The following is an 18,554-nucleotide window of genomic DNA, read 5'->3' as shown; positions in this document are numbered from 1 at the left end:
AATTACTATCGTTTCGCAACATCATTATAGTATGATTGTTTACCATTTATCAATTAACAAACTGATAAAATAAGCAGAGGAAGCTGCCAGCTCTTGAAACAGAAAGGTGTCATGTATTGCGAAAATCAGCTGTCTCAGTAAGTGAGATTTGGTATTCTTTATCACACTGTTTTAGACTTGATTCAACGAGTTTCCTTTGAAGACGAGGGAAAATATTACCGTGTACAAAAAGCGGTGTTACCCATTTTTTGCTTGATAATCGCAGAATTTCTAACAGAATAGAACAGCTTTGATTCAGAAAAAACGGCAAAAATTTCATTTGCTAATTGCTTTTTGATAGGTGTTCAATTTAACACAAGTGAAGAGTCTACTTGCTTAATGTGATTTTTAGACGAACTCCTTATAAAGCAAAGGGGACTCTCTTTGTGTAGTTTCTTGAAAGAAACGCAGTTAATGTCAAGGTCCCTATTTCATTTTCAAAGAAGCACTGTAAGTTAGGATTTACTCAAGTTTTTCATGTGCGAAACTTAAATTAATTAGATCTTGAACGGTATAACTGTTCTCATGGTTCAATTCAAGTAGAGCCTCATCAATTTTATTTTGGATGGCAGCAGCTTTCGAATCCTTACTATGAAACATTACCGAATAAATATAGGATCTGATTAAAATGCATCCACTCCAAATCTATATAAATGAAGGGCAATATAACCAACCTCGGATCTATTGATCTTTTTGTTTAAATCATTTTGCATGACTTTTACGAGTCGCCAGGCTAATGAATAGCTACGTGCATAGTTTTCTTTTAAAAGAGTCTCCATCTCAGCAGGGATTTCCAATACTTCATTTCTGCGAATTCTCTCGATTGCAAATTTGAAATGAGTCACTAATCGGCCGTAGTTTAGACTAGTTTTGTCAATTTTCCCACCAATATAGTCCTCTATTAGCTCAATCAACTTTTGGATCAGAGAGGATATTCTTTGCATATCTTCAATAGATTCTCCCTTAATCGAACTTACAATGTGCAAAGTGATCAATCCTACTTCTCCTTCAGGAATTTCAACAGTAAATTCTTCTTCTAAGAATGAAACAACTTTTTTAGCTATTTCAAATTCCTTAGAATAAAGAGCATGCAGCTCCATAGCAAACGGATTTTCAATTGGAATCCCCATTTTAATTCTTTTAATTAAGAAAGAAATATGATCTGTTAAAGCGACATGGATATGCTCATTTAGTTTCTCTGAAAGATTTTCCTGAATCAGTGCAACAACTTCACTTGAAATTTCGGCAATCTTTGGAGAAGTGTTCTCAAGTAATTGAGAGTACATTTCCTTTTCGTAACGATCTTTTAGGACAAAAACAGTATCGACCTTTGATGATACGATGATATCTTTTGATTTTTTACTAAAACCAATCCCTTTGCCTATTAAAAAGACTTCCTCACCATTCCTGTCGTTTTCCATGGCAAGTAAAATATTGTTCGTTAGAACCTTTTTTATTATATATCGTCCCATTTCTACCATCCTTTCCTCCAAATAGCAGAACAGTAGTGTATTTTTATTTCAATAACTTGTGCTCAATCATTCTAGAAACTCTGTACCTTTAAATTTGGGAATGCCAGAATCAGAATTCTTAAACCAATATTTCAATTTTGTTGGAAGATCTAATGTCTCAATGGTTGATACGGAGGTCAACTCATAAGAAATTTTTTCTGGTTTAGTCTTTATAGTTTTGGAGAACGCCGGATTTAAAATAGCTAATCTGCCTATTGAAACCATGTCTCCTACAGAAGCAGCATGTACCACCTCGTTTAGAGAAGCTGCTCTTGGCATAAATATATAGGCAGCACGGTTAGAAATACACTGCTTAATTAGATCTCCGTATTCTGGACGAGAGACATGTAGATAGTCGATTCCTATTTTCAATACTTCGTCAATCAACTGTAGAGAGTCTTCAATTCCATACCCTATATTTTCACCATGAATTTCTGTTTGAGTAATTCTGTAGCCGATGATAAATTCCTTTGAGGCATTGTCTGATACAACTTTTTTTACTGCTTTGATTATTTCTAGTGGAAAATTCATTCTTTTTCTAAGGCTGCCACCAAAATAATCTTCTCTGCGATTCGAATAAGAAGAGAAAAATTGCTGAATCAGATGATGATTCGCACCATGAATCTCGATACCATCAAACCCGGCTGAAATGGCTCGTCTCGTCGCCTGTCCAAAATCATCAATTATCGACCATATCTCACACAGCTGTAGTTCTTTAACGTCATACTCAAGAAAAGGAAACTCTATGAAACTTGGTGCAAAAACAACCCCCAGATTTTTTTGGGACACTTCGGCTTGTCTACCCCCATGGTATATCTGCAAAATGGCTCGTCCCCCCTCTTTTTTCATGACCGAAGCAAGTTTACTTAGCCCTTCAATGAATCGATCGTCTGAAACTGATGCTTGATAAAAAAAAGCTTCACCATGCTCTGACACTGCTGTTGCACCTGTAATTATAAGACCGCCTACACTCGAACGAGAAGAATAAAAATCTATATCTTCCTTAAGAACGATACCATCATAAGTAGCACCTTTAGTGGTCATTGGAGCCATAGCAATCCTATTCGGAATAGTAGCCCCATTAGGTAATACCAGAGGTAAGAAAAGATCCTCAATTTTTTCCATTTTTTATCTCCCATAGTTTTAACTCAAAGAATTGTTCCAATAACATTCTTATCGGACCTTGCTTTTTTTAGATAGCCAAGTTATTTTTTAGTTTTTTCCAGTAGTTATTTTTACAAATAAATTCATCAAAGCATAAAACTGAAGGGGGAATATCCACAAGTTGCATGATTGGATAATACTTCATTTCTTTCATTTTCCAAGTTCCCTGTTCTTTTGCCGCCTTTATGACATGAATAGCGGTCAAAGGATGAAGAGAGAGCGAGCTTGCGCTAAGTATATGATTCTTAGTTCTGTTGAATTCACTTCGAATCATATAGGCTGTAGCACAATCTTTCTCGATAATGAGTTCAGCCATACTGGTTGTATGTTGCAGTCTTGCTTCTTTGTGCTGCTTGGACTTAAAGAAATTTATCGCAGCCTTTCTTCCATAGTAAGAACCATCCGCAGCAAAGGGATCATTTCGGTTCATATTCTTATGACTTGAGTAATCCAGGAGTATTTCGTCTGAAAAAGCTTCGTGACATAATGAAAAATCGCCGCCATCCATACCAAAGTTGTTTTTGAATTCTAACTCAAATAGTACTTCTTCATCTGACTGCGGCTCTTCATCAAAGGGGATGGCCCTCCAGGGTGATTCAAGCTCAGGATTGATCATAGGGGTGTGCCCATAGAATTTTGTATAATCAATCAGCTTCCAATGATCTTTAATCAACGAATTGTTGCCATGCTCATACATCAAATCAAAGCGAATATGCGAGAAAAGCCATTTACCCTCTTCTTTTTTTAAGGAATTACAAAATTGACCGCCAAAAATGAATGAATGGACAGTCTGGCCATCTTTGTCGATAAGGGCATACTTGTGTTGTGTATATGCGCTTTGCTGTGCTGAATCATTCTGACTACGACAAACAAAATTTGAAAAATTAAGAATCGCTGCATCCAATTTAGGACCTTCCCAAGATAACGCATTCCTTAAATTCTTTCGTCCTACAAAATGACCGGTCATGCTGACATCAAAAATACAATTTTCACTTACTAACTCTTCAAGTTTATCAATCGCATTGTCTCTCCAAAAAGAGGAAAACTTATAGAAAAGTTGAAAAATCTCTTTTCTATTTTCTCCAGAATAAAAATTCAAATAATCCTTTACGTATTCCATCGTTTCACTCCATCATTCTAATAGTTAATTATAGACACACGATTATAGTGAACATCTGCAGCTTTTTTCATTTGAACTTTTCTGATTCTCAAATCGCAATCATTTGTTTTGGTTAATTCAATCGATACATCTTCATCAAAGAACGTATGGTATTTAGTCAACGAGTTCAGTTTCTTTGTTCCCAGTCTATGTGACGTTAAATGTTGACCTTCCACAATCAAACCTGAATCGATTAAATGAACTTCTTTCAAAGCAATGCTATTCTGATCTAAATCAAAATAAGCTCTCGTTTCTGAAATATACTGGTCCAAACTATCTGGTGCTCCTGAAAATATTTCTTCGCCAACAGATTTATCTCTTTGAATCAAAAAATCTTTCGTTACAATCTCTCTTAATATATCTACCTCACCAGTATCTAGGCACCAGAAAAGAATTTTGGAGTAATCTTTCGCTTTGTTGTCTAAATGCATTTCAAACCTCAATGAGTTAAGATAAGACTTCAAGCTGAACTTGTTTAGACCTTTGTAATTATTCTTACCCGTTGAGAAGTTCCATTTATTTATCATGTAGCTGGTATTTTCCGCCTGATATTCTAAGACAAAAGAAATTTCTTCTATTTTATTACTTAGTCTATCAATTATAAAGACATATTTACCACCAAAAACAAGGGGATAAAGAGTGTTGAATTTTTCGTCAGCTACCATGTGATGGACTGTTAGAGCTTCTACAAATTTATCATTTAATGTATAGGTCATGATTCCCGTTGTGTTGACAGTAAACACATCAAAATTTTCCTCAAAACAAAGTGCCCGCAATACAGCCTCAATCCCCTTTGCTGACCCTAAATTTGAGTAATTGATTGACACGTCCGACGAGAGTAATTTTTGCATTCCTTCAGAATCGTTGTTCGTATAAGCGATTAGAAAATTATTGATTATTGTTTGATAGTTGACCATTTTTTACCTCCACAAATTAAGTCATCGTAACAAAGAGAATGCTCAGGTACTTCAACAAAATCAAGAACAGGATCATACGTAAATTCCGATAGCTTCCACTCCCCCTCTTCTTTTCGAAATTTATTTCTATGGAGGGCATTATTTACATTGGTAAAGACGGTTTTGTCATCATAAATTCTATTTGCGATACGATTAAATTCACTTCGAAACATATAGGCAGTTGCCTCGTTTCCATTAATCACGATATCTCCCATGGTATCTGTATGCTGCAAACGTGGTTCCTTATGATGCTTAGATTTCAAAAAGTTATTGCACTCAGCTATTCCAAAATAATCACCGTCCGTTTGAGAAGGGTTATACTTATTGACGTTCTTATGAGCAGCCATCTTAAACTGTACATCTGTAGTGAAAGTCGATGCTGTCATCTCAAAATTTCCACCATCCATACCAAAGTTCAATTTAAATTCAGTATCAAATATTTTTTCTGCATCACTTTGTTCTTCCTCATCGTGAGGGATCACATGCCAGGGAGAATCAAGTTCCGCATTAATCATCGGCTTGTGACCGTAAAAAATCCCGTAATCCATTAAAGTCCAATGATCCTTAACAAAAGAATTATTCCCGCTCTCATACATCAAATCGAACTTAAGATGAGAAATTTTCCAGCCATTCATCGTTTTCTTGAACGTATTAACAAAGTGACCGCCAAAAACGAAAGGATGAATGATCCCGCCTGACTTTTTACCATATATGCATTGAACATACGCGCTTTGCTGCGCCCTATCACCCGTTGATCGAGCCACAAAATTCCAAATAGTAATACGTTGGATGTCCATCGACGGACCCGGCCATCTTAATCCATTTTTGACTTCTTCAATCGTCTCAAAGTGACCGGTCATACTTATATCCGCTTTACAATCCTCGACAAAAAAGTCAGCGAAATTCTCAAAATTGTTGTCCTGTAAAGAAGAGATGAAACTGTAAAACTGAGAGAATAATTCTTTCCTGTTATTTCCTGAATAGAAGTCAATGTATTTTTTTAAATATTCCATAATTACCTCCAAGCAAAAAAGTACATAAATATCCCCTAATGATGAGGATATTTATGTACCTAATTTAATAGTCATACACGATATTTTTTTGTTTGACAGCTGTTAAGCATATTGTAAGCGAATAACTATTTAAAAGTCAATGTTTTTTTATTTTCGAAAAATACTTGACTTTCTTTTTTTAAGATACTACAATGCAAGTGACAGCTGTTAACTAAATATTTTTTGCATAACTATTAAATTAGGTGTAGAAGACATTCAAACTATTCTAAATGGTTTGAGTCTCTTTTGCGCCTATTTTTTATTGGAGGGAAAAGAAATGAAAAACACTATCGGAAAAACAATACTTGATAAGCTCCAGAAATTTGGACCAGCTATGATGATAGTTATTGCAGTAATTCCAGTTGGTGGATTACTACTCGGGTTAGGGACCATCATGCAAAATGAAACCTTTGTTCAGGATATTCCACTGTTAGGCTCTAGTGTGATTGTAGCAATAGCAACTCTATTCAGCAGCATCGGTGGACTCATCTTAGGAAATCTGCCCATTTTATTTTCAGTAGCCATCGCAGAAGGTTTAAGTGATCATGACGGTATAGCGGCGTTAAGTGCCGTCTTGTCTTTCTTGACTTTGAATACAGCAATTGGAAGTTATTTAGGGATAACAACAGAAACTATGGCAAAAGATCCGGCCATGTATACCACAGTGTTAGGAATTCCAACTCTGCAAACAGGGATATTCGCAGGGATTGTTGTCGGATTGACGGTTGCTTGGACATATAAGAAGTTTAAAGACATAAAATTTCCACAAGCATTATCGTTTTTTCAAGGAAAAAGATTTGTTCCCATTATTAATATTTTTGCTGCCTGTATTGTAGCTATCCCATTTGCTCTAGTCTGGCCGGCAATTCAAAGTGGCATTTTAAGCCTAGCGGATACTATGGTAAATTCGCAAAGTCCTTTGACACTTTACATTTATGGATTAGTCAATCGATTACTAATCCCATTTGGCCTGCACAATCTGTGGTATCCTCCATTCTTTTTCCAATTTGGAAATTATACCACAGTCGCTGGTGAAGTGGTCCATGGTGATATCAACATTTTCTTAGCACAAATTGCTGATGGTGTACCTGTTACAGCAGGAAGCTTTTCTGGTGGTTGTTATCTATTTCCTGCATTTTGTATCGCGGCTGCCTTAGCTATTACCAAAATGGCAAAACCGGAAAATCGTAAGAGAATTCTTGGGTTATTTAGTGCTGGTATTGTAACCGTACTTTTTACAGGAATTTCCGAACCAATTGAATTTGTTTTCCTATTTACAACTTTTCCATTGTACATTATTCACTCATTTTTCATGGCGTTGTCCTTTCCTCTGCTTAACATCTTTGGTGTTCATGTCGGCTCCACGTTCTGTGGTGGAATCATGGACTTCATCGTTTATGGTGTATTGCAAAATGCTCCAGGCTGGGCATTGATTATTCCATTGAATCTAATCGTGGGTGTAGCCTATTACTTCTTGTTCAAGCTCATTATTAAGGTATTTGATTTCAAAACACCAGGAAGAGAAGATGCTGTTTCTGAAACTTCTTCCAAGAAAATACCCGTCGATGACTTAGCCTACTCTGTTTACAATGGATTAGGAGGTTCTAGCAATATTTCAAGTATTGATGCCTGCGCAACACGTTTACGAGTGAGTTTAAATTCTTTAGAAAATATAGACAAGGACGACTTCGTTCAAATGGGTGCAAGTGGCGTGATGCAGGTCGGAACTTCTCTACAGATCATTTTTGGAACTCAAGCTGGTTTTCTTAAGGAACAAATCAAGTCCATCATGGATGGAAAGGTTCCTGTTAAGAAGACCGTTACCCCAGTAAAAACCCTTAATGAAATTGGACTAACAGAATCTATTCTCTCTCCAATGGAAGGAAACCTCTTGGAGATTGATCAAGTGCCAGACAAAGTTTTCTCCGAAGAAATGATGGGTTCAGGATTTGCCATTGAGCTTTCGGATGGAAAAATTTATTCACCAGTGAATGGGAAAATTGATAATGTTTTTCCAACAAAGCACGCCATTGGCATTCTTTCTGATGAAGGGAAAGAAATACTCATTCATATTGGTTTAGATTCTGTTAAGCTAAACGGTTCACCTTTTGAAATTTTAGTTAATCAGGACGAGTTGGTAGAGGCTGGTCAATTAATTATGACAGTCGATTTAGCGCAATTAGCTTCTAAAGTTTCTGTAATTAGTCCTGTCATTTTTACAAATTTGATAAATTATAAGGTGAAACTAGATAAATCAGGAAAAATCAAAGCGAAGGAAACTAAGTTCTTTCACTTCGAAGAAAGAGGTAAATAAAATGAAACAAAATTATAAATTCAGCAAAGACTTTCTATGGGGTGCCTCAACAAGTGCATATCAGATTGAAGGCGCATGGGAGACTGATAATAAAGGTAAAAGTGTTCAAGATGTTAAAGAAGTCTACGAAAATACGAGTGACTTCAAAGTTTGCGTAGATCATTACAACAGATACAAAGAAGACATCAAGCTTTTTCATGAAATGGGTTTAAAAGCTTACCGATTTTCGATTGCATGGACTAGACTGCTTCCAAATGGCAGAGGTGAAGTTAACCAAAAAGGTGTAGAATTTTATCACAAATTAATTGATGAGTGTATCAACTATGGTATTGTTCCGATTGCCACCATGTTTCATTTTGATTTGCCTTATGCGCTAGAAATTGAGGGTGGCTGGTCTAATCCCTCAACAATCGATGCCTTCGAAGAATTTAGTAAAATCGTCTTTTCAGAGTATGGTGAAAAGGTCCCCTACTTTCTTTCGATTAACGAGCAAAATGTTATGATTCTACATGGAAATGTCATTGGGACTTCACTTGAAGCTGAGAAAAAATGGAGAAGTTTATACCAACAAAACCATTACATGCAGCTCGCCCAAGCAAAAGCGACTATTCTTTGTCACGAGTTAGCTCCAAACGCAAAAATTGGTCCTGCACCAAATATCTCGCCAGCTTATCCAAAAACATGCAGCCCAGAAGATTATTTGGCAGCAATGAATGCCACAGCCATTAGAAACTGGTTGTATTTAGATTTGTCTGTTTATGGGAAATATAACTTTCAAGCGTGGAACTATTTAAAAGAACGAGATTATTTACCTAAAATTGAAGCAGGAGATATGGATCTTTTAAAACAGGCCAAGCCAGATTTTATCGCAGTAAATTATTATAATACGATGACTGTCGAGGCGAACTTAGAAAATACTAACTCTGCCGGTGAATACGGTGATCAACAAATCGCTATGGCCGAAGAGGGTTACTATAGACAGGTTAACAATCCTCACTTGAAAGAAACGGATTTTGGTTGGGAAATTGATCCAGTTGGATTCAGAGTAACGCTACGGGAAGTCTACGATCGTTATCAATTACCGCTTCTAATTTCTGAAAATGGGATTGGGACTTTTGATACGTTAGAAGAAGACGGAACCATTCATGACCAAGAACGAATCTACTATTACGAACAGCATATTGGTCAGCTTGCTAAAGCTGTGGAAGATGGCGTACCCATTATAGGCTATTGTCCATGGTCAGCGATTGACTTGATTTCTACTCATCAGGGCATTCGAAAGCGTTATGGTTTCGTCTATGTAAATAGATCAGATGAGGATTTATTGGACTTACAAAGATACAAAAAAGACTCGTTTTATTGGTACAAAGACTTAATTAAAAACCAAGGCGTATACTAGGAGGATCGATAATGTCAAAGAAGGACTATAACGAAATTAAAAACAAATTCAATGAATTTGTTGAAACTTGGAAAACAAAAGAGGTAAAGAAGTTAGATCGGATTATAGATAGTGAGATTGAGTGTTATCTAAGTATCGTTGCTGCCTATGCTGATGGTTCTCAACACAGTAAATTTGGCGTGAAAAGTTTTGTGCGTGATTTTCCAAAGAGCGATCAGTTACACACAAGGGTGTGCAATTTTGTCTGTAAATCAAATCAACATGAAGCGCAGCAAAGCGCTGAAGTCGTAGGTACTGCACTTTCATTTGAAAAGAGCACGAACAAAACCAAATCTTTCGAGTTCACCGCCATCTTTTCGAATCATTGGATTAAAAAAGAAAAAAATTGGATGATAGACGAAATGAGAATGGATGTATGTTCTCATGGTGGAGATATAGAGACCTTTACAACGGAATGGTTTTTCGAGGATACTGTGGTAAAAACCACTCCAGGATTACACTATCCATGTATCAGTGGTGAACTTGACTCCCCTTGGAATAGAATAAAAGATGCTGAGGACTACTTGACTGAAGAAGAAAAAATCGAGGAAGCCTTCTCTAAATACAACTTCGGTGTGGACAATTTAGCGTTTGATCACGTAAATTCAGTTCTTTCTGAAGATCTATCTGGTGCTATGCCGCCCTGGGGTCCAATGAATAAACGCCATTATCTAGAATGTCTCAAGTACCACCGTCAAAAAGATCGTTACTGGGCACACCCCGTTTTGATTTACGATCTCCAAGTGGATAAAGACATCGCCAAAGTCCTAGCTTATAGAATGGCCGGTCACAAACAGAGAAAGCATCCTTACGTTTTTACAAAAGATAACGCAACGACTGAACATGCCTGTGGTCGCTATGAAATTGAATTTAAGAAAATTGACAATGATTGGCAAATTTCCAAATGGGTCTACTTTCTTGGAATAATTGAACTAGGTCCCTATGAAAGCTAAATTCATTTATATATTTTTGACATTGAACACTACATGATCTCAAAAAAGCAAGCACACAAACTTTTCTTTTAGTTAGGTGTGCTTGCTTTTATTCCTAATTTCGGTTCATTCGTGAAGATAAAAAATAATCAGTTCCCTATCATTTGTCTCTGTAATACGCCGTGTCTGGAATGCCGCCACTTTCTTTAGGCGCAAACAATAACGTCCCTCCATTGTTCCCCATGATCATTCGATCGTAATTTGAGTCCGTTCCATCTGCGTCGATACCTTCTGAAGGACTTGTTCCTTTCAAAGCGAGCATTATTTCCATTCCATTCGGAGCTGGAGCCGGATCAAATGCTAAAAAGATAACATTGCTTTGCTTTCGTGGATTGTCCAAGGAAAACTGGGTTTGCCCTCCAAGCCCTTCACCTGATAAGGTAACTGAACCATTATTGAACGTTACTTGGTAACCATTTGAATTTGTCCAAGTTCCATTCAATGAAGAATAGTCACCATCCAATATCGCTTCTTCTACTACTCCAGTCACAGCAGCTTGTTCTTCTGAACTGCTTGTTGTAGCAGCCGTTGTTTCCATTGACGTTGAACTAGTTGATTTGCTGCTGCTAGTCGTGGTTTCTACAAGTGAGCTGGAGCTTCCCTGCTCACTTGTTTCTTTTGAAGTATCCGAAGACTCCGTTGTATTAGTTGAACACCCTGCCAAGACTATCCCCATTAAAGATGTTATCAAAAGAAATTTTATAGGCTTCATTTCTTTCCTCCTTACTATTTTCTCAGTTCTTATTTGATCGCTTTTATTGTATCATAATTTTGTTTTCAATCCGGCATATCACCGTATGTTTACTAGCGTTCTAGATTTTTTGAAACGTGAACATGGAAAAGAATGATACCTTTTAGTATAGCAGTTGTGCATTAACTCCCGCGCTGACTGTCGCATCCAGCGATTAAAAACTACTCCTGGCTGAGTAAGGTTTTCGTGCTTTTGACAATCGGAATCTTCACATTTCGCAAACTTCTTATGGCGTTTTTAGCTTCTCACTGCCCTTTTGAGACCGAGGTACAAAAGGGCGACAATCTGTTCTTTTACATCGGCAATTTCCGTTTATTGCTATGTCTGAATTCACTCTAAATTAGTATAAACATTTCATTCTTTATAGATGAATGCCTATTCTTTCTATGAATACGGGGCAAATAGATGATTCATACTCTACTTCCTGAATACCTAGAACAAATGACTGCTAATAATGTTGTTCAGCTTATGGACAATATTAGCAGAACTAGCCTCCAAGTCTTCCAGAAAGTTGGCTTAATTTCGACACAATATGCTTCATTCATATTTCGTTCTCAGTTTTTTTTATTCTTAATTAGATCTTGAACTATGTAGCTTGCCATAGATTATATAATTTTAGTCAAGCATACGAAAAAGCATAGACAGGATTGAGAAAATTAGAATTTTTAATATCGTTATTGGTTTGGGATGTAGGTTTCGGGGTTGTGATGATAAGCTCGCTATTTTGTACCTTGATCTCAAGATATCCCTATTCATGGAGATCTTTACTGTTCCGAAACTAATAAACTTGTGGCTTAAGGTGTTAAAACATCTATAATTTCAAAGAATGGATTTTTTCGTATAGATTAAGTTACTAGTGTTATAAGGAATCTAAATTTATGAAAACGAACTATTACTTTGTCTGGTTCTATTGTGGGATACCCTATACAAAGCCCTGTTAGGAAAGAGCAAAAAGAGCATGCTGCTAACATGCTCCCAGACCGTAGACAAACTAATTTATTTTGTTTGCTTTATACAATATTCGCATTAATATGCAATCGCCTAGATAAATTACTTACCTGGGCGATTATTATTTAATCGTTAAATATGAATTTAGTTCATCAATTATTCAGCATACATTTAATTCTTTTTATCGCTTTTAAAGACTTGCCTTTCTAAAATTAAGCAACAACGATATGTGAGATAAGATGAATGTTTCTTCTTTTGTCCAAAATCCCATCCCTTGTATTTTTGGTAAACAGATTCTGGCGTAAAAAAACCGTTTTCGTCCTGCTTATTTTTTATTAATTGAATCATTTCTTTAAAGCGTACATCTTCTCTAACAGAGTCAATCTGGCTCAATACATCAACAACGCTTACAATATCATACCATATAGTAGGAGCTTTTAGTTTTCTAAAGTCGGTTCCCATATAGAACATATATGGATGTCTTTCTAAACTATTCTCCCATAAAGAAAGTAAAGCATCTGCTGATTCTTTTACCATGTCGCTATCCTTATATTCTGAAATCGATATAAGCAATCGCAGCATTATTAATGTAGCATATGGGCAACAATCCGCTTTCCTTCCGGGGCCTCTAAACTTACCTAATTCCTGTGAAACAGTGCACGGGAACCCGTGTGGCTTATAAAAGTTTAAAAGATAATCTACCCCTTGTTTTATGTGTTTTTCATAATCAATTCCCGCTTTTAGTAAGCCATATAACAATAAAGGTGCATCACAAAGGCACCAGCTGAATATATCAGTACCGCTGCCACCGAAATGTTTTGGGACATTGGTTAAAGACTGATATACACCGTTTTCGTCTTTATGTGCCATTATTTCCTTTACTGCAGCTTGTATCTCCGGAACATCTGTGTCTAACCCAATATCTAAGAGAAATATCAGTTTGTGAATAGGCAAATCAGGATTCTTATGGTTACGTACCAGAATACTGTGAAAATCGGTAATATCATGCAGGTACTTCTTGATTTTGACATCTGTAATAACTTGCGTTCTCAGTTCCTGCAGATTTTTTTTATTCTCATTCATAACATTAAATCGCACAGCGTATTGTAACCAAGCTTCACTATTTTCAATTATATAATTATAGCAGTCCATAGATATCTCCATTTTAAATTCTGATTTAGTAAAGTATAGCATGGGTAAGGATGGAAAAATAGTATTGAATAATTATTATCATATATTCATCGTTACGCTATCTAATTGACTTTGTTTATAGTCTGAAAGCATGCTGCTAACATGCTCCTTTTGCTAACTTGAATACTATTTCAAGAATAGTAGAATTGTTTTATGACACTTTTTTATAAAACAAAGGCTAATAAAATCAAGCAATAAGAATACCAACTACGTTTTTCAACTAGTAGATAAATACTGCCATACAAAACACCTGTAATCATAGCCTCCGCCCCAATAAACAAACTTCCTTTTGTTAATGCATGCATCAATCCCCAACTTAAGCCTACGATGAACCCTCCCCATGGAATATTTACTTTTCCAAACCGAAGTTCACCCGCTTTTTGACCATAAGCAATAATTGATAGTATTAGTCCAACTTCAAAAATGTAGTAGATGTATTGGAAAAGAAAAAGAGCAATACTCCCTTTTTTAGCAAGTTCTCCTAAAATTTTTAACGTTCCCCAACTCCATGCGTTTGAAGCAATACAAACTAGGACCAACAGAATAGCCACGATTAATTTTGATATTTTTATAGATTCCCTACTGCCTGTAATATCAAAAGAATAGTGATTTTTTGCATATCTTGCTAGCAGCAGCGTACATGCTCCCCAAACAAAGCTTGTTAAGCACCAATGAAGAATATGTTGCATAGTGGTCATTTCATTAAGTGAATTGCTATAGACTAAGCTTTCTATAAACAATAGTAATAGTTCTAAACCTACGCCTCCAAAGGCTAACATGGCTAAACTAAAAAAATCCCCACTTTTGACTTCCTTTTTCATCTCGAAACCCCATCTAAAAATTATTTTGATAATCAAATAATAATTATACATATTTTGTTAAAAATAGTAAATATATTTTTATATCAGTCCTTTGACCCAGTATCCAATTACCTTACAGCTAAAAATATTAAGTGACCAGCCTGGCAAAAACATGGTAAAGAGAGTATTATTCTACGTTTTAAATGAACAAATAACGGCTCTTAGGAATACAATCTTTCCTAAATTGCTATAGTTATGAATGCAACTGAATCGAAATATATTACGTTTTTAGAACTCACAAATTTGAGTATCATTTGCTTCAACTAACTAGTTTCTTCTATTAATATAAGCACTGCTTTTCAAGACGTATCAACTTACATTCTAACTCTATTTCTCTGAATTATTTGAACATGATTTGAAAGCGGGTTTATGACCAATGAACTTGTTGACTCTCTTAACGAATTCATCTAAAAAAAGTGTACAGAAGCGAAACTTTTCCTGTACACTTTACTTATTAATTTTATCTCTATAGCATTGATAACTTATTTTTTTGCTCTCTCTCGATCGATAATCGAGAAGTTGTAATTACACCCTTAAGCCCAAATATCTCCAATAGTGAATCCTTCAGTGAATGGATCAGTCGGATCTAAAATAAGGTTATTGAACCCATAAATCCATGAACATCCGGTTATTGTAGGTACAATTGCTTTATAGTCGCTAATTGTTGTTTCTTCGACAAGTTCACCCTTATAGACTACACCTAAAAGACCTTGATGACGGAAAGGTTCATTTAGACTTAATTCACCTTTAGCATACATTGCGGCCATTCGTGCACAGGTTCCCGTACCACAAGGACATCGGTCAAGGGCACCAATCCAGGTGGAAGGATTATTAAAATCTACCTCACCGCTTGCTACGGTTACCGCATTTTTTATATCTGCATCAGGATCGTCTGTTGGTCCAAATAATTGAGAAATAGTAATACCTACTCCTGGATAGTCAGGATGAGCTACTGATAATTGATCTTGTGCAGCTTTTAAAATCAATGATGAAATACGAGTTATTTCACGTCCTTGATCAGGTTCTAGTTGTACCCAAGGGAACTGACGAACATCTGCCATAACATAGAACATCCCTCCCCAAGCAACATCAACTGTTACTTTCTCAACACCATGTCCGATGTGGGGAACTTCAATCACTGTATCCGTATAAGCAGCAAAGGCAGGTACATTTTTGAATGTCACTTCTGTAGCTTTCCCATTTTCACATTTTGCTTTAATACCAATCAACCCAGCAGGAGCTTCTAAGTTAAATTCGGTGTAGGGTTCTTGCATTGGAATAATCCCTGTCTCTAACAAAGCGGTGGCTACTGAAATTGTATTTCCTCCAGACATCATAGGATATTCCACTTGTTCCATGATGATGAAGCCAGCTTCAGCATCTGGATGCTTCGGTGGTACCACTATGTTACAGCATAGTGGTGGATAGCCTCTAGGTTCTCTTAGCAGAAATTTCCGCAAGCCATCATCGGTGTTTCTTAGATTTTGCATCATTTCATAGACACTGTCTCCTGGAATATGCCCAACGCCTCCAGTTACCACACGCATTGGTTCACCATCATGTGTTTCTACACAATTAATCATTCGTTTAAATGCCATAATCTTTACTCCTTTTTATTTTGTATTTTTATCACACTAAAATTCAGCTGGAATATACAGATTCTCTGGTTCAATTTTATCTTCAACCATCGCTTTCCATTTTTCTGGTGCAATATCTTCAATGGAGACTGAAAAATATTTTTTATCTGCTTGCATTTCTTCAGCCAATACCGTTTGCATTTTTTCAGCAATTTTTTCTTTGGTCACTTGGTCTCTTCCTGGAAACATTTGAATAGCAATATGGGGCATAGAGCAGTCCTCCTTTCACTTGGTTTAACTATTACTTACTTAGACGTTTCAGGTGCATACAATTGGCAAAATAGACCCCCACACAGCAGAACAGCTGCGCATACACCAAGAGCGGTATAGGCACTGAAACGATCCACAATTATCGGCAAAAGAAATGTTCCTAAAGCGGCACCAATACGACTTATCGCAATCACGGCACCTACACCTGAAGCTCTTAATCTTGCTGAAAATAATTCAGGTGGATACGGATTCTCTGCAACGACAGAAGCCGCCATTCCCAGAGCGAAAATAGAAAATAGAATAATCGTAATAACAATTGGCGCATTTTGTAAAATAATCATTCCTATAACCGCAACAGCTGGTACATAGAAAGTTGTCAGTAGAAAGGCTCGCCGCGATACCCGATCAAAGAAAATAACTCCAACAATCGCACCAACTGCCACAAAAATATTGTAAATAGTACCTGATGTACCACTATTCCCCATGTTCATATTTTTCACCAATATTGGAATGAAGATGCTCACACCAAAGTACGGAAATACTTGACAACCATAAAAGACACTACCTACTAAGGTATTCATTCGATTGTGTTTATTAAACAGCTCAGACCAACTAACTTTTTCAGCTTCTCCTTGTTCAACAATCGGTAAACTATATTCTGCCCCTACCTGTGTGTGTATTAATTTTAAAGCTTCTTGTTTTTTACCAACAGTTGTTAACCACTCTGGAGATTCTGGAACATTGAGAACAATTCTAACAATAGCGGCTACGGCACCAAATAGAGCAGAAGACATAAAGATCCATTTCCACATCTCACTCCCTAAACTAGTCATTGCACTCCCAACAAAGTAAGAGGCAACAAATCCAATACTCCAAAAAATAATGAGGTAACTTTGGAATTTGGCTGCTAATTTATCTGGTAACCATTCGGTCAATAATGCACTTCCTACTGTATAATCAATCGCTATCATCAATCCCAATGCAACTCTCAAAATAAATAAACTTACTGGCCCGACTACAAAAAATTGGGCAAGGGAAATGAATGTAAATAAAATCATATCTAAACTAAAAAGAATTCGTCTGCCAATGTGATCGGCTAAATTACCAACCACTATACTACCCATTAAACCAATTAACGTACCTGCCCCTATTAATCCAATCCAAAAACTGTTAAGCCCTAATGGTCCAGAAGCTTGTGTCAATGCTGTACCAGCAATACCTAAAGCATAGGAGCAAGCCATTTGTCCCAAAAGCATACAGAGAAATACTTTTTTGTGAATGGTCATTAATGGCGCAAGTTTATAGCTCATTTGTGTTTCCATAATCAATTCCCTTTTTCTTCTTCATAAAGACTTTGATAGACATAGATTGATAGACCTATATCTAAGACGCCTGAACCCACACTCTCATACAGAGTGATTTCATTGTCATTATCTCTAGCAGAAACTTTTTTAGTCAGAGCATCCCCAATAGATCCAGTTACATCCTCTTTGGTGATCTTACCTTCATTAAAGGGAATCAAAATATCACCGGCAGCTTCCCACAAGCCATCAACATGCTCAGTCAAAATCTTTGAAGCTTTAAGAACAGTATCTTCATCGATTTCTTGCATGAATGGCGTGAAAGAACCAATAGCATTTACATGTGTACCAGGTTTCAGCTTTCTCCCTGAGAAGACAGGAGCTTTAGCCGTCGTGCATGTACAGATGATGTGTGCTTGCTCGGCACATTCATCTCCGGAAGCCGCTGCCACGATTGGATAATCATGACTCTTTTCTTTTTCTAATAGTGCGATAAATTGTTCTATACGTTCAGGAACCACGTCATAAACATATACCTTTTCCAGTTTCCTTACCTCTTGAATAGCTAACACTTGAGAAAATGCCTGTAAGCCTGTACCAATAATAGATAGAACAGAAGCATCTTTTCTTGCCATTAAATCCGTTGCAACAGCTGCGCTCGCTCCCGTTTTGATAGCGGTAAGGTAATTCGCATCAATCAAAGCTTGCAGCTCACCTGTTTTTGCAGAATAGAGACTGATTTTCGAAATTGTACTTGGTAAACCCATCGTCACATTATTAGGAAATACCGAGGAAAACTTTGAACCAAAAAAAGGTTGATTCAGTGAGTTAGCTACTAGCCATTGCCCCACATTTTCTCCACCGCGGATAGGCATATATATTCTATTTCCCGCGTAAATCTGTCCTGCTGAACATTCTAAATATAAATTGTTCACTACTTCAATGACATTCTCCATATTCAAAAATGCCTTGACCTGAGTTTCATCAATTGTCTTCATAAACTCATCCTTTCTAAAGGTGTTGTATTATCG

Annotated in this window: 15 protein-coding genes; 3 read left to right on the top strand and 12 right to left on the bottom strand. The window is 36.6% G+C overall.

The annotated features are described in order from the left end of the window. Positions 1–662 precede the first annotated feature (662 nt). From IGI46_RS23295 to IGI46_RS23275, 5 genes are all read right to left on the bottom strand, one after another. Positions 663–1,520 carry a PRD domain-containing protein gene (locus tag IGI46_RS23295; RefSeq protein ID WP_429965499.1) on the bottom strand — a complete coding sequence of 286 codons (858 nt, stop codon included), beginning with the start codon at positions 1,518–1,520 and terminating at the stop codon, positions 663–665. Between the two features lie 57 nt (positions 1,521–1,577). Next, positions 1,578–2,675: an NADH-dependent oxidoreductase gene (locus tag IGI46_RS23290; RefSeq protein WP_429965500.1), complete on the bottom strand. Its 1,098-nt coding sequence runs from the start codon at positions 2,673–2,675 to the stop codon at positions 1,578–1,580. Between the two features lie 67 nt (positions 2,676–2,742). Beyond that, complete coding sequence (locus tag IGI46_RS23285) at positions 2,743–3,834, bottom strand: hypothetical protein (protein ID WP_429965501.1); 1,092 nt, start codon at positions 3,832–3,834, stop codon at positions 2,743–2,745. Positions 3,835–3,851: 17 nt separating this feature from the next. Further along, positions 3,852–4,790 (bottom strand): hypothetical protein, encoded by a 939-nt coding sequence (locus IGI46_RS23280; RefSeq protein ID WP_429965502.1) that lies wholly within the window; start codon positions 4,788–4,790, stop codon positions 3,852–3,854. Continuing rightward, positions 4,769–5,842: a nuclear transport factor 2 family protein gene (locus IGI46_RS23275; protein WP_429965503.1), complete on the bottom strand. Its 1,074-nt coding sequence runs from the start codon at positions 5,840–5,842 to the stop codon at positions 4,769–4,771. The genes IGI46_RS23280 and IGI46_RS23275 overlap by 22 nt, the downstream gene beginning before the upstream one ends. A gap of 316 nt (positions 5,843–6,158) precedes the next feature. Here IGI46_RS23275 and IGI46_RS23270 point away from each other — a divergent pair, with 316 nt between their 5' ends. Genes IGI46_RS23270 through IGI46_RS23260 form a run of 3 tightly spaced genes read left to right on the top strand, consistent with a single transcriptional unit; the run spans position 6,159 to position 10,586 of the window. Then, positions 6,159–8,195, top strand: coding sequence for a glucose PTS transporter subunit IIA (locus IGI46_RS23270; protein ID WP_429974372.1), 2,037 nt, complete (start codon positions 6,159–6,161; stop codon positions 8,193–8,195). A gap of 1 nt (position 8,196) precedes the next feature. Further along, positions 8,197–9,594 carry a glycoside hydrolase family 1 protein gene (locus IGI46_RS23265; protein ID WP_429965505.1) on the top strand — a complete coding sequence of 466 codons (1,398 nt, stop codon included), beginning with the start codon at positions 8,197–8,199 and terminating at the stop codon, positions 9,592–9,594. An 11-nt stretch (positions 9,595–9,605) separates the two neighbouring features. After that, positions 9,606–10,586 carry a nuclear transport factor 2 family protein gene (locus IGI46_RS23260; RefSeq protein ID WP_429965506.1) on the top strand — a complete coding sequence of 327 codons (981 nt, stop codon included), beginning with the start codon at positions 9,606–9,608 and terminating at the stop codon, positions 10,584–10,586. A 139-nt stretch (positions 10,587–10,725) separates the two neighbouring features. On the opposite strand, the gene IGI46_RS23255 is transcribed toward IGI46_RS23260, so the two are convergent. The 7 genes from IGI46_RS23255 to IGI46_RS23225 form a co-directional block, all read right to left on the bottom strand. Beyond that, on the bottom strand, positions 10,726–11,337 hold the full coding sequence (locus IGI46_RS23255; RefSeq protein WP_429974371.1) for a DUF6287 domain-containing protein: 612 nt from the start codon (positions 11,335–11,337) through the stop codon (positions 10,726–10,728). A 1,158-nt stretch (positions 11,338–12,495) separates the two neighbouring features. Further along, positions 12,496–13,476: a hypothetical protein gene (locus tag IGI46_RS23250; RefSeq protein WP_429974370.1), complete on the bottom strand. Its 981-nt coding sequence runs from the start codon at positions 13,474–13,476 to the stop codon at positions 12,496–12,498. Positions 13,477–13,679: 203 nt separating this feature from the next. After that, a complete protein-coding gene (locus IGI46_RS23245; RefSeq protein WP_429974369.1) occupies positions 13,680–14,387 on the bottom strand; it encodes a hypothetical protein in 708 nt (235 codons plus the stop codon). Between the two features lie 521 nt (positions 14,388–14,908). Next, entirely contained in the window at positions 14,909–15,973 is a 1,065-nt protein-coding gene (locus tag IGI46_RS23240) for a proline racemase family protein (RefSeq protein ID WP_429974368.1), read from the bottom strand. A 36-nt stretch (positions 15,974–16,009) separates the two neighbouring features. Beyond that, on the bottom strand, positions 16,010–16,222 hold the full coding sequence (locus IGI46_RS23235) for a tautomerase family protein (protein ID WP_429965510.1): 213 nt from the start codon (positions 16,220–16,222) through the stop codon (positions 16,010–16,012). A gap of 35 nt (positions 16,223–16,257) precedes the next feature. Further along, positions 16,258–17,544, bottom strand: coding sequence for an MFS transporter (locus IGI46_RS23230; RefSeq protein WP_429974367.1), 1,287 nt, complete (start codon positions 17,542–17,544; stop codon positions 16,258–16,260). 2 nt (positions 17,545–17,546) lie between these two features. Continuing rightward, positions 17,547–18,521, bottom strand: coding sequence for an ornithine cyclodeaminase family protein (locus tag IGI46_RS23225; RefSeq protein WP_429965512.1), 975 nt, complete (start codon positions 18,519–18,521; stop codon positions 17,547–17,549). Positions 18,522–18,554: the final 33 nt, after the last annotated feature.

This window comes from Enterococcus sp. AZ163, from assembly GCF_050498925.1.
Classification (GTDB): domain Bacteria; phylum Bacillota; class Bacilli; order Lactobacillales; family Enterococcaceae; genus Enterococcus_A; species Enterococcus_A ferrettii.
Note: the sequence above shows the minus strand (reverse complement) of the source record. Positions and strands in the feature narration are given on the sequence as shown.

Excerpts from the sequence above, each read along its gene's own strand:
- IGI46_RS23295 (WP_429965499.1), bottom strand. The coding sequence starts at position 1,520 with ATGGTAGAAATGGGACGATATATAATAAAAAAGGTTCTAACGAACAAT.
- IGI46_RS23290 (WP_429965500.1), bottom strand. The coding sequence starts at position 2,675 with ATGGAAAAAATTGAGGATCTTTTCTTACCTCTGGTATTACCTAATGGG.
- IGI46_RS23285 (WP_429965501.1), bottom strand. The coding sequence starts at position 3,834 with ATGGAATACGTAAAGGATTATTTGAATTTTTATTCTGGAGAAAATAGA.
- IGI46_RS23280 (WP_429965502.1), bottom strand. The coding sequence starts at position 4,790 with ATGGTCAACTATCAAACAATAATCAATAATTTTCTAATCGCTTATACG.
- IGI46_RS23275 (WP_429965503.1), bottom strand. The coding sequence starts at position 5,842 with ATGGAATATTTAAAAAAATACATTGACTTCTATTCAGGAAATAACAGG.
- IGI46_RS23270 (WP_429974372.1), top strand. The coding sequence starts at position 6,159 with ATGAAAAACACTATCGGAAAAACAATACTTGATAAGCTCCAGAAATTT.
- IGI46_RS23265 (WP_429965505.1), top strand. The coding sequence starts at position 8,197 with ATGAAACAAAATTATAAATTCAGCAAAGACTTTCTATGGGGTGCCTCA.
- IGI46_RS23260 (WP_429965506.1), top strand. The coding sequence starts at position 9,606 with ATGTCAAAGAAGGACTATAACGAAATTAAAAACAAATTCAATGAATTT.
- IGI46_RS23255 (WP_429974371.1), bottom strand. The coding sequence starts at position 11,337 with ATGAAGCCTATAAAATTTCTTTTGATAACATCTTTAATGGGGATAGTC.
- IGI46_RS23250 (WP_429974370.1), bottom strand. The coding sequence starts at position 13,476 with ATGGACTGCTATAATTATATAATTGAAAATAGTGAAGCTTGGTTACAA.
- IGI46_RS23245 (WP_429974369.1), bottom strand. The coding sequence starts at position 14,387 with ATGTATAATTATTATTTGATTATCAAAATAATTTTTAGATGGGGTTTC.
- IGI46_RS23240 (WP_429974368.1), bottom strand. The coding sequence starts at position 15,973 with ATGGCATTTAAACGAATGATTAATTGTGTAGAAACACATGATGGTGAA.
- IGI46_RS23235 (WP_429965510.1), bottom strand. The coding sequence starts at position 16,222 with ATGCCCCATATTGCTATTCAAATGTTTCCAGGAAGAGACCAAGTGACC.
- IGI46_RS23230 (WP_429974367.1), bottom strand. The coding sequence starts at position 17,544 with ATGGAAACACAAATGAGCTATAAACTTGCGCCATTAATGACCATTCAC.
- IGI46_RS23225 (WP_429965512.1), bottom strand. The coding sequence starts at position 18,521 with ATGAAGACAATTGATGAAACTCAGGTCAAGGCATTTTTGAATATGGAG.